The following is an 11,273-nucleotide window of genomic DNA, read 5'->3' as shown; positions in this document are numbered from 1 at the left end:
ACGAAGAACGGATGACATGACCGAACGCACCCCCACCGAGATCGACCGCATCGCCGACGCGTGGGTCGACACGTCCGCGCGGCTGAGCCCCGAGCTCGGCACGTACATCGGCCGCGCCGAGGGCCAGGACGGCTTCAGCGACTACAGCCCCGCCGGGCTGGACGCGTGGGCCGACGCCGCGCGCTCCGCTCTCGCGCAGCTGCGCGCCGCCGCGCCGGCGGACGACGTCGACCGCGTGACGCAGCAGGACCTGGGCGACCAGCTCGAGCTCGACCTGCAGCTGCAGGAGGCGCGCTGGCCGCTGCGCGACCTCAACGTCATCGAGAGCCCCTCGCAGCAGGTGCGCAACGTCTTCGACCTCATGCCCACCGACACGACCGATGACTGGGCCACCATCGCGCGGCGCCTGCGGGCGATCCCCGCCGCGCTCGGCGGGTACACCGAGACGCTGCGCCGCGGCATCGCGGAGGGCGTCGTGCCCGCCGTGCGCCAGGTCGCCGAGGTCGCGGGGCAGATCGACCGCTACACGGCGGGCGACGGCTTCTTCGCGACGCTCGCGGGCGGCGCCGCACCGGCCGAGGGCGAGCTGCCCGCGTCGCTGCGCGCCGAGCTCGACCGCGGCCAGGCCGCCGCGCGCGAGGCGTACGCGGCGCTGCAGGCGTTCCTGCGCGACGAGCTCGCCCCGGTCGCCGGGGAGGCCGACGGCGTGGGGCGCGAGCTCTACGCGCTGCACTCCCGCAGCTTCCTCGGCGCCGTGATCGACCTCGACGAGACCTACGAGTGGGGCGTCGAGGAACTTGCCCGCATGGTCGACGAGCAGGAGCGGATCGCGGACCGGATCCTGCCCGGCGCGAGCGTCGAGGAGGCCATCGCGTTCCTCGAGCAGGACGCGAGCCGCAAGCTGCACGGCACGACAGCGCTGCGCGGGTGGATGCAGCGCACGAGCGACGCGGCCGTGGCCGAGCTGGGCCGCACGCACTTCGACATCCCCGAGCCCGTGCGCGCGCTGGAGTGCATGATCGCGCCCACGCAGGAGGGCGGGATCTACTACACGGGCCCGACCGACGACTTCTCGCGCCCGGGCCGCATGTGGTGGTCGGTGCCCGAGGGCGTCACGGAGTTCGACACGTGGCGCGAGCTGACGACGGTGTACCACGAGGGCGTCCCCGGCCACCACCTGCAGATCGGCCAGGCGGTGTACAACCGCGCCGAGCTCAACTCGTGGCGGCGCCTGCTGGCCGGCACGTCCGGGCACGCCGAGGGCTGGGCGCTCTACGCCGAGCGGCTCATGGAGCAGCTCGGGTACCTCGACGATCCGGCCGACCGCCTCGGCATGCTCGACGGCCAGCGCATGCGCGCCGCGCGCGTCGTGCTCGACATCGGCGTGCACCTGGGCAAGCAGCGCCCGGACGGCCAGGGCGCGTGGGACGCGGATCACGCCCTCGACTTCATGCGGCGCAACGTGAACATGGAGGACGGCTTCGTGCGCTTCGAGGTGAACCGCTACCTCGGCTGGCCGGGGCAGGCGCCCTCGTACAAGGTCGGGCAGCGCATCTGGGAGCAGGTGCGCGACGCGTACGCCGCGCAGCGCGGCGCCGACTTCTCGATGAAGGAGTTCCACAAGCGCGCGCTCGACCTCGGCGGCGTCGGCCTCGACACCCTGCGGACGGCGCTGGTCGGCTGAGCCACCCCTCAGCGAAACAGCTTCTGTGCGCCGAGACAGCGTCGTTTGCACGCTGTCTCGGCGCGCAATTGCTGTCTCGCGGAATCCGGATGCAGTAAATGTCACGCTGACCATTAGTATGGCGGCATGACCTCCGCCTCGTCGCGCCTCGACGGACTGCCGCTCACCCGCAAGCACCTGCGCGTCCTCACCGGATCGGGTATCGGGTGGGCGCTCGACGCCATGGACGTCGGCCTCATCTCGTTCATCATCGCGGCGCTGTCGGTCGAGTGGGACCTCACGCGCACCGAGACGGGATGGATCACCTCGATCGGCTTCCTCGGCATGGCCGTGGGGGCGAGCGTCGGCGGCCTGCTGGCCGACCGGCTCGGGCGCCGGCAGGTGTTCGCCCTTACGCTGCTCGTCTACGGGATCGCGACGGGCGCGAGCGCGCTCGTCGGCGGGGTGGCGGCGCTGCTCGTGCTGCGTTTCGTCGTCGGCCTCGGGCTCGGCTCCGAGCTGCCGGTGGCGTCCACCTACGTGAGCGAGCTGGCACCCGCGCGCATCCGCGGCCGCATGGTCGTGGTCCTCGAGGCGTTCTGGGCGCTCGGCTGGACGGCGGCGGCGCTCATCGGCTACTTCGTCGTGCCGCTCGAGAACGGCTGGCGATGGGCGTTCGCCCTCGGCGCCGTGCCGGTCGTGTACGCGCTCGTCGTCCGCTGGGGTCTGCCCGAGTCGCCGCGCTTCCTCGAATCCCGCGGCCGCACGGACGAGGCCGAACGCGTCGTGCAGGCGTTCGAGGTGTCGCCGGCCGTGCTCGGCTCGACGGCGCAGCCGGTCGCCGCGGACTCGGGGCCGGCGACCGCGGGCACCGCGCGCCGCCCCGGGTTCGCGGACCTCTGGTCGGCGCCGCTGCGGGCGCGCACGGCCGGCCTGTGGGCCGTGTGGTTCTGCGTCAACTTCTCGTACTACGGGGCGTTCATCTGGATCCCCTCGATCCTGTTCGACCAGGGGTTCGACCTCGTGAAGTCGTTCGGCTTCACGCTGGTGATCACGCTGGCACAGCTGCCGGGCTACGCCGTGGCCGCGTGGCTCATCGAGGTGTGGGGCCGGCGGGCGACGCTCGCGACGTTCCTCGTCGGGTCGGCGGCGGCGGCGCTGTGCTTCGGGATGGCGGCCGCGGAGTGGCAGATCATCGCCGCGGGCATGGCGCTGTCGTTCTTCAATCTCGGCGCGTGGGGCGCGCTCTACGCCGTCAGTCCCGAGATCTACCCCACGGCGATCCGCGGCACGGGCACCGGCGCGGCGGCGGGCGCCGGCCGCATCGCGTCGATCCTCGCTCCGCTGTTCGTCCCGTGGGCGCTCGGCTGGGGGAGCGTCGGCCTGCTGTTCGGCGTGTTCGCGGCCTTCTTCGTGCTCGCCGCCCTCGCCGTGATCCCCCTCGTCGAACGCACCGGCGTGGCGCTCGAGGCGGAGCCGGTCGGCACCGGCACATAGGCTGGGCGCATGGCGGTGCGGTATGTCGCGATCGGCGATTCGTTCACGGAGGGTGTGGGGGACGAGCTGGAGGACGGCCGCCCGCGGGGCTGGGCCGATCTCGTCGCCCAGGGATGGGCGAACGGCACGGGCCAGACGGTGCAGTACGCGAACCTCGCCATCCGCGGCCGGCTGGCGTGGCCCGTCGTCGAGGAGCAGCTCGAGCCCGCGCTCGCGCTGCGCCCCACGCACCTGTCGTTCAACGGCGGCGGCAACGACATGCTCCGACCGCGCACGACGATCGCGCGCATCGCCGACGCCTTCACCCACGTGCTGCGCCGCTGTGACGAGGAGGGGGTGCGCTTCATTCTGCTCTCGGGCGCGAATCCCTCGTCGGGGCTGCCGCTCGGCCGACTCATCCAGCGGCGCGGCGACGAGCTGTCCGCGGCCGTCATCGCGCGCTTCGAGGGGCGCGACGACGTCGTCCGCGCGCTGAACTGGCCCGACCGCGAGCTCGCGACCCCGCCGTTCTGGTCGCCCGATCGCCTGCACATGAACGCCCGCGGGCATCACCGCGTCGCGGCCCGCGTGCTCCACGCACTCGGCGTCCCGGCCGACCCCACGTGGTGGGACCTGCCGGCACCGGCCGACCGACACCTGGGCGCGGGGGAGTACTACCGCGCGCACGTGCTGCCCTGGCTGCGGCGCCGGATCACGCGCACCTCCTCGGGAGACGGGCGCACCGCGAAGTACCCGGAGTGGGTCGACATCGCGCCCACGGGCGCCGCCGCGGCTGACGACCACGCCGAGCCCTAAGTGGCGAGCCTCTGTACGACTGAGTAGCCCTGACGTAGGGTCGGTCGCGTGAGCCTCACCACGACCGTGCACGACGACATCGTCGAATCCACCCTCGGCTACCTGCGCGACGGCACGAGCGTGAGCCTGCGCGGGCTGCCGGGGTCCGGGCGCTCGACGCTGCTCGGCCGCATCGCGGCGCAGCTGAACGCGGCCGGCTGGAAGACCCTCGAGCTGCGCGGCAATCCCGCGCTGCGCGATCGCCCGCTCGAGGCGCTCGCGATCGCCGGCCTCGTGCCGGCCAACCCCACGCACACCCGCAGCGCCGTCGCCGCCGCGACCGATGCGCTGCTGCGCTCGATCGAGCCGCGCCGCACGGTCGTCGTCGTCGACGACTCGGACGACCTCGATCCCGCCTCGATCGGCGCGATCTCGAGCGCGATCGGCCAGGTGCACACGCCGCTGCTGTCCTCGGCGTCGACGACCCGCCGCGCGCCCGATCTCTCGCTGCCCGCGCTCGTCCGGCCCGGCGTGCGGCTGAGCCTGGCCCCGCTCGTGTACGACGAGTCCGCGCAGCTGATCGAGACGATCTGCCGAGGGCCCGTGGACCGCGCGACGGTCGCGCTCATCCACGGCCGCGCCGGCGGGCTGCCCGCCCTCGTGCAGGCGATCGCGGACAACGCGCGCCGCCACGGTCTGCTGCGCCAGGTGGGCGGCATGTGGACGGCCGGCCCCGATCTGTGGACCCCGCAGCTCGCCCGCACGGTCGAGCCGTTCCTGCAGGGGCTGTCGCTGGAGGCGCTGGACGCGCTCATGAAGCTCTCGCTCGTGGGCGCCGTGGACATCTCGGTGGCGCATCGGCTCTCGGACTGGACGCCGCTCGAGGAGCTGGACGAGCGCGGGCTGCTCACCTTCACCTCCGTCTCCGGCACGGTCTCGGTCGGCGTGTACCCGCCGCTCGTGGCCGATCACGTCAGCCGCGAGCGGATCGGTGCCCGCCGGCTGCGCCTCGTGGGCGAGATCGCCGAGGCGCTCGGGCGCGAGCAGGACGCCTCGCCCTGGCGGGTCGCGACGGGGCGCCCCCTCGCGGGCGCCACCGAGCTGGGTCCCGTCTCCGACACCGAGAGCCGTCGGCTCGCCGATGCCGTGCTCAACCGCGTGGTGGCTGAGCGTCACTCCTCCCAGGTGCTCGTCCGGCGCGCGGAGTGGGAGCAGCACCGCGACGCCCGCTCGGCCCTCGCGTACGCGCGGGCGCTCTCGTACCGCGGCACCGATCTGCGCGAGCTCGACGCGATCCTCTCCGACGACGCCCCCGGCGAGCCGCACGACCGGGCGCTGGTGGCCGCGTGGCGGGGCCTCGTCGCCGCCTTCGGGGCGCACGATCTCGCCGGGGCCCTCGCGCGGCTCGAGGGCGAGGACTCCGAGTCGTGGCAGGGCGTGCTCACGGCGGCGGCGCGGCACGTCCGCCTGTTCCTGGATCGTGTGCCGGACGAGCCCGCGCCGGAGGACGTGCGCGATCCCTTCGGCGCCGAGGCGCTGCGGCTGACGCGCGGCGAGGAGCTGCTCGCCCTGGGCCGCGGGCGCGAGGCGCTCGCGCAGCTCGACGCCGTGGGCGATACCGCGCTCGCGCCGCTCGCGCGCATCGGTCGCGGCCTGGCCCTCCTGCTCGCCGGCGACCTCGACGCGGCCGAGGCGCACGCCACGCGCGCGTACCAGGAGGGGCTGTCGACCCTCGATCCGCAGCTGCTCGTGCCGCACGGCTACGTGCTGGCCCTCGTCCACCTCTTCCGCGGGGACGAGCGCGCGATGCGGGAGCACCTCGGACCGCTGCTGTCCGTCGGCGCCACGCCGCTCATCCACACGCAGTACGAGATCGGCACGCTCGTCCTGGCCGCCCGCGCCGCGGCGCGCACGGGACGGACCGGCGCGGCGCGCTCCCTCGCCGACCAGGCGAGGGCGTCGGGCCTGCCGACCGGGCCGTTCCCCGTCATGGTCGCCGCCCAGGCGACGGCGCACGCGCGCCTCGTCGAGGGCGAGTCGCCCGAATCGGTGGCCGACGAGCTGTGGGAACAGTTCGAGGAGCTGCGGGAGCGCCGCTACCTCGCCGCCGCCGTCGTCGCCGGCATGCGCGCGGTCGAGATCCATCCGGACGCCGCGCGCGCGGCGGAGGTGGCGCAGCTCGCCGACGCGGCCGACAGCCGGCTCCTCACGCTGATCGGGCGCTGCAGCGAGGCCCTCGCCTCCGCCGACGGCGCGGCCGTCGCCCGCACGGGCGAGGAGCTGATCAAGGCGGGCATGCGCGGCTACGGGCTCACCCTGCTCGCGGCGTCCGCGCGCATGCTCGCGGCGACGGAGCCGGATCGTGCCGCCGACATCCTGCGCCAGGCGCGGCGCCTCGCCACCAAGCTCGGCGGCGACTTCCCGCGCGTGGTCGATCCCGTGCCGCCGCGCTCGGCGCTCACGGCGCGCGAGCGGGAGGTCGCCGAGCTCGCGGCGCAGGGCATGTCGAACCAGGAGGTCGCCTCGACGCTCATGCTCAGCGTGCGCACCGTCGAGAACCACCTGCACCGCGCGTTCCAGAAGCTCGATGTCACGTCGCGCGCCGCCCTCGGCGAGGCGCTGCGGGGCACGGAATGACGGATCGGGAATGCCGGGGGATCCATGACGTTGAATGAATCCATGAGCACCGTACCGGGTCGCAAGAGCATCGGCTTCCTCTCGTTCGGGCACTGGACGCCGCATCCCGAGTCGGGCACGCGCAGCGCCTCCGACGTGCTGCACCAGTCGATCGACCTCGCGCAGGCGGCCGAGGACGTGGGCGCGGACGGCGCGTACTTCCGCGTGCACCACTTCGCCCGGCAGCTGGCCTCGCCGTTCCCGCTGCTGGCGGCGGTCGGCGCGCGCACGAAGCGCATCGAGATCGGCACGGGCGTGATCGACATGCGCTACGAGAACCCGATGTACATGGTCGAGGACGCCGGCGCCGCCGACCTCATCTCGGACGGACGGCTGCAGCTGGGCATCTCGCGCGGCTCACCCGAGCAGGTGATCGACGGCTGGAAGTACTTCGGCTACCAGCCCGCGTCGGACGACGACGCCGACGGCGCCGAGGCCGCCCGCCAGAAGACGCTGCTCCTCTTGCAACTGCTCGAGGGCCAGGGCTTCGCGCAGCCGAACCCGCGGCCGATGTTCCCGAACCCGCCGGGGCTGCTGCGCCTCGAGCCGCACTCGGAGGGCCTGCGCCAGCGCATCTGGTGGGGCGCCGGATCGGACGCCACGGCCGTGTGGGCCGCGGAGCACGGCATGCACATGATGACCTCCACCCTGAAGTGGGACGAGTCGGGCGAGCCGCTGCACGTGCAGCAGGCGACGCAGATCCGCAAGTTCCGCGAGGAGTGGGCCAAGCACGACTGGGGCTTCGAGCCGCGCGTGTCGGTGTCGCGCTCGATCTTCGCGGTCACGAACGACATGGACCGCCGTTACTTCCTCGGATCGGGCGAGCGCAGCGACAGCTTCGGCTACATCGACGAGTCCACGCGCGCCGTGTTCGGTCGCTCGTACGCGGCCGAGCCGGACGAGCTGATCGACGAGCTGCGCCGGGACGAGGCGATCGCCGAGGCCGACTCGCTGCTGCTCACGGTGCCGAACCAGCTCGGCGTGGAGTACAACACCCACGTGATCGAGTCGATCCTCACCCACGTCGCGCCCGCCCTCGGCTGGCGCTGACCCGCCCGGGCCGGGCGGCTTCGTGGCTGCCCGGCTCAGAGGCCCTGGCCGGCCTCCCACAGGCGCTCGGTCTGACCCGCGAGCAGCGCGTCGAGCGAGCTCGCCTGCGCGTCGGTGAGTGACGCGACGTAGTCGATGATGCCGCGGCCCACCGCGAGGCGGCGCAGCTGCGTCACGTCGGTGGTGTCGAGCAGGTCGGGCTCCTCGCGGCGGAGCCGCATGTAGTCGTCGGTGGCGAGCTCGACGACGTCGACGAGGCGGCGCGGCGCCCGGCGGGCGTCGTGCGCGTCGTCCAGCCACGCGGCGAAGCCGTCGACGAGGCGCTCGAGGACCGAGGCGCGCCCGCGCTGGTACACGGCCAAGTCCGGGCGGTGCAGGATGAAGCGCTGGTGCAGGAACTTCAGCACGGCGACCTCGTGCCATGCCGTGCGGTCGAGGCTGACGTGACCGGATCGGGTGTCGGGGGAGCGGTGCACGCGCACGCGGGCCTGCAGGTGCGCGATCCATCCGCTCGTGAAGCGCGCGAGCCCGCGCTCGGCGGCGAGCGAGCCGTCGAACGGCCGCAGCAGCAGGCCGTCGACGACCTCCTCCGACACCTTCGCGACCGCCGCCTCGAACGCGTCGGGGTCCGCGATCCACGGGTCCTTCTGCTCCAGTCGCCGCCACAGCAGCTCGAGCGAGCGGCCGGGCACGCGCTCGTCCGCGCGCAGCTCGGCGAGGTCGGCGCCGCGCAGGTGCGCGAGCTCGGCGCGCCAGGTGCGGAACTCTGCCGCGATGATCGCCTGGTCGAGCAGGCCGGCGCGGTAGAAGTCGTCGAGGTCGTGCAGCGAGTAGGCGATGTCGTCGGCGATGTCCATGACCGAGCACTCGACGGTCTGCTGGCCCTGTTCGATCCGGGGATAGGCGGCCAGCGCCTCGCGCTGCTCGTCGATGTCGAGCGCGTAGTACGAGAACTTGCCCGACCCGCCGCGGCGGACGCCGCCCTCGCCCCGCCGCCACGGGTACTTCAACACGGCGGCCCGCACGGCGGCCGTGAGGTTCAGGCCCACGCCGGGCTCGTCGAACTCGTCGAGGCGCGTGATGATGCGGAACGTCTGCGCATTGCCCTCGAAGCCCTCCCAGAGCCCGAAGCGCTCGCGCGCGAGCCGGTCCAGGGTCTGCTCGCCGAGGTGGCCGAACGGCGGGTGCCCGAGGTCGTGCGCCGCGGCCGCCGCCTGCACGACGACGGGATGGCAGCCGCCCAGCTCGGCGACGATCCGTCCGTCGTCGCCCGGCAGGCTCGACAGGTGCGTCGCGATCGCGCGCGCCACCGCCGCCACCTTGATGGAGTGCGTGAGCCGGTTGTGCACGGCCAGGCCGGCGCCCGTCTGCGAGATCACCTGCGTCACGGCCGACAGGCGCGAGTAGTACGGCGAGAAGCGGATGCGCTCCACGTCGACGCGGTACTCGGGCTGCTGCTCCGCGCTCTGGAACTCGTCGAGCGGTTCGGGGATGCGCCGGGCGGCGCGCGGGTCGGCCGGGCGAGCGATGCCCTGGCCGGCGTCAGCGGTGATGGCCATCACCACAGTGTCGCAGAGCGCGCGGGGGTGGCTCATCGCGCCGCGTCGGGCGCGCAGCCGGTGTCGGCGGTCAGCCGGCGGCGTCGGGCAGCGGTGTGGCCTGGTGGTGCACGAGCCGCCAGCCGTCCGCGTCGCGCCGCCACAGCGACGAGCGGCGGGCGTGCCGACCCGCGCGCTGCGAGAGCCACGTCACGAGCACCAGGCCCGTGCCGAGCGACCGGGCCTGGACCTCGCGCATCTCGATCGCGTCGGTGCCGGCCTCGTCGGTGCCGGCCTCGTCGCGCACGGTCTCGTTGCGCAGCAGGTCGACGATCTGCGCGCGGTCCCAGATGCGGCCCGATGCGCCGATCTCGGTGAAGTCGGCCGCGAGAAGCGACTCGAGGCGCGCGCCGTCCCGCCGCACGGCGGGGTCCTGCAGCTGCCGCTCGTTCTCGATGACCTCCGCGATCCCGTCGTCGCCCGCTGCCGGGGCTTCGCTTCGGAATCCCGGGCGCGCGCTGCGCTGCTCGAGGGTCTCGAGCTCCTGGAACAGCGTGACCTGAAGGTCGCCGGGGGTGCGCAGCCGGGAGTTGAGGGAGCGCCAGGGCGTCTCGCGGGGCGCGGCCTCGAGCTGCGCACCTGCGTCGACAAACCGGTCGGTCGTCGCCGCGGCGTCATCCACCTCGAACCCGACCCGCATCCGGTCGCTCGTGCCACCGTCGGTCTCGATGCCGTCGATCATCTCCACCTGTGCCCGGTTGGCGATCTCGAGGGTGGCGGCACCGGCGTCGAGGATGGCGACGCGCGCGCCGCCGTCCCCGTGGAACGCCGCCTGCTCGCGCAGCCCGAGCACGTCGCGGTAGAGGCGGAGGGTCGCGTCGAAGTCGTCCACCGCGACGACGAGTCGCAGCTGTCGCACCGAGGGGGAGTCGCTCATATGGCCACCCTAGGGCGGGTGCGGGTCCCGCGTGGCTGACCTGTGGAGCGGGCTGGCGACTTATCCCCACCCCGTACATTTCTTCGATGGTTGTCGGGGGTGGCTGGGAGAATCGGGGTATGGAAAGAGACACGGTCTTCTGGGAGCCCACGGCGTCGGAGCGCGCCGAGACGGGCCGGATCGTGTCGCGCCTGCGAGGGGTGCGGGCGGAGCGGGCGCGGTTGGAGGCCGAGGAGGCGCGCCTGCTGGGCCGGGCGTTGGATATCGCGGTCGGGCAGGTGGAGCGGGCGGGTGCCCCGCCGGAGTGGGACATGCCGGTGCGGTCGATGGCCGCGGAGGTCGCCGCGGCCCTGCGGGAGGGGCCGCGGACCGTGGAGAACCGGATGGTCGACGCCGCGCTGCTGGTGCGGGACTTCCCGGCGACGCTGGCGCAGGTGGAGGAGGGCCGCCTGCCCGGCCGTCACGCCGCGGTGATCGTGGCCGAGGGCACGCGGATCGGGGATCCCGCGGATCGGCGGGAGTACGAGGCCCGGGCGCTCGGTGTCGCGGAGGAGGCGACGGTGGCGGGGCTCAAGCCGATGTGCCGGGCGATCGCCGACGCGTTCCTGGAGGAGTCCCTCGCGCAGCGCCACGAGGCGGCCCGGGCCCGGCGGGGTGTGCGGGTGATGGCGCTGGAGGACGGGATGGCCGAGCTGCGGCTGACCGCACCGGTGCCGCTGGTGCAGGGGATCCACGACCGGCTGACCACGATGGCGCGGACGGTGATCGCCGAGCGGGATGCGTTCGGACGGACTGCCGGTACCGACGCGGGGACGGGGGAGGGTGCCGGTGCGGCGGCTGGGCCCGACAAGCGCCGCATCGATGAGCTGCGCGCCGACCTGGCGTGTGACCTGCTGCTCGCCGGCGCACCCAGCGGGCACATCGTTGAGGACGGGACCGGGCAGGACGTGCTCGCGCAGGTACGCGGCACGATCCACGTCACCATCCCCGCCCACGTCCTCACCGACGGCCGCATCCACGCCGACGCGGTCCCCGGCACGACGGCCGGCAACTCCATGCGCGAGCACCGGCACGAGCGGCGCGGGAGTTCCGGGTTGCACCGCGGCGCCCGGCGCCCGAGCGGCGTCCCCACGGCGGG

Annotated in this window: 8 protein-coding genes; 6 read left to right on the top strand and 2 right to left on the bottom strand. The window is 73.9% G+C overall.

Features of this window, described 5'->3' with window-relative positions:
• Nucleotides 1-16: 16 nt before the first annotated feature.
• The 5 genes from ACWDR7_RS01340 (at nucleotide 17) to ACWDR7_RS01320 (ending at nucleotide 7,660) form a co-directional block, all read left to right on the top strand.
• Nucleotides 17-1,684, top strand: a complete 1,668-nt coding sequence (locus ACWDR7_RS01340) for a DUF885 domain-containing protein (protein ID WP_449853141.1) — start codon at nucleotides 17-19, stop codon at nucleotides 1,682-1,684.
• Between the two features lie 126 nt (nucleotides 1,685-1,810).
• Nucleotides 1,811-3,160, top strand: coding sequence for an MFS transporter (locus tag ACWDR7_RS01335; RefSeq protein WP_449853140.1), 1,350 nt, complete (start codon nucleotides 1,811-1,813; stop codon nucleotides 3,158-3,160).
• 9 nt (nucleotides 3,161-3,169) lie between these two features.
• Nucleotides 3,170-3,955, top strand: a complete 786-nt coding sequence (locus ACWDR7_RS01330) for an SGNH/GDSL hydrolase family protein (RefSeq protein ID WP_449853139.1) — start codon at nucleotides 3,170-3,172, stop codon at nucleotides 3,953-3,955.
• Between the two features lie 48 nt (nucleotides 3,956-4,003).
• Nucleotides 4,004-6,571 carry a LuxR C-terminal-related transcriptional regulator gene (locus tag ACWDR7_RS01325; protein ID WP_449853138.1) on the top strand — a complete coding sequence of 856 codons (2,568 nt, stop codon included), beginning with the start codon at nucleotides 4,004-4,006 and terminating at the stop codon, nucleotides 6,569-6,571.
• 42 nt (nucleotides 6,572-6,613) lie between these two features.
• Nucleotides 6,614-7,660 (top strand): LLM class flavin-dependent oxidoreductase, encoded by a 1,047-nt coding sequence (locus ACWDR7_RS01320; protein ID WP_449853137.1) that lies wholly within the window; start codon nucleotides 6,614-6,616, stop codon nucleotides 7,658-7,660.
• Nucleotides 7,661-7,695: 35 nt separating this feature from the next.
• Here the strand turns inward: ACWDR7_RS01320 and ACWDR7_RS01315 are convergent, their stop codons facing one another.
• Together ACWDR7_RS01315 and ACWDR7_RS01310 are read right to left on the bottom strand one after the other, a co-directional pair.
• Nucleotides 7,696-9,219 (bottom strand): deoxyguanosinetriphosphate triphosphohydrolase family protein, encoded by a 1,524-nt coding sequence (locus ACWDR7_RS01315; RefSeq protein ID WP_449853136.1) that lies wholly within the window; start codon nucleotides 9,217-9,219, stop codon nucleotides 7,696-7,698.
• 70 nt (nucleotides 9,220-9,289) lie between these two features.
• A complete protein-coding gene (locus ACWDR7_RS01310; protein WP_449853135.1) occupies nucleotides 9,290-10,135 on the bottom strand; it encodes a DUF4440 domain-containing protein in 846 nt (281 codons plus the stop codon).
• 119 nt (nucleotides 10,136-10,254) lie between these two features.
• Between ACWDR7_RS01310 and ACWDR7_RS01305 the strand changes: the two genes are divergently transcribed.
• A partial coding sequence (locus ACWDR7_RS01305) for a DUF222 domain-containing protein (protein WP_449853134.1) occupies nucleotides 10,255-11,273 on the top strand: 1,019 nt, incomplete at its 3' end.

This window comes from Microbacterium sp. NPDC003461, assembly GCF_053588335.1.
This window is presented reverse-complemented; position numbering and strand designations above follow the sequence as displayed.

Bases quoted from the DNA above. Each gene is read 5' to 3' on its own strand.
- ACWDR7_RS01310 (WP_449853135.1), bottom strand. From the start codon at position 10,135: ATGAGCGACTCCCCCTCGGTGCGACAGCTGCGACTCGTCGTCGCGGTG.
- ACWDR7_RS01320 (WP_449853137.1), top strand. From the start codon at position 6,614: ATGAGCACCGTACCGGGTCGCAAGAGCATCGGCTTCCTCTCGTTCGGG.
- ACWDR7_RS01330 (WP_449853139.1), top strand. From the start codon at position 3,170: ATGGCGGTGCGGTATGTCGCGATCGGCGATTCGTTCACGGAGGGTGTG.
- ACWDR7_RS01335 (WP_449853140.1), top strand. From the start codon at position 1,811: ATGACCTCCGCCTCGTCGCGCCTCGACGGACTGCCGCTCACCCGCAAG.
- ACWDR7_RS01315 (WP_449853136.1), bottom strand. From the start codon at position 9,219: ATGGCCATCACCGCTGACGCCGGCCAGGGCATCGCTCGCCCGGCCGAC.
- ACWDR7_RS01340 (WP_449853141.1), top strand. From the start codon at position 17: ATGACCGAACGCACCCCCACCGAGATCGACCGCATCGCCGACGCGTGG.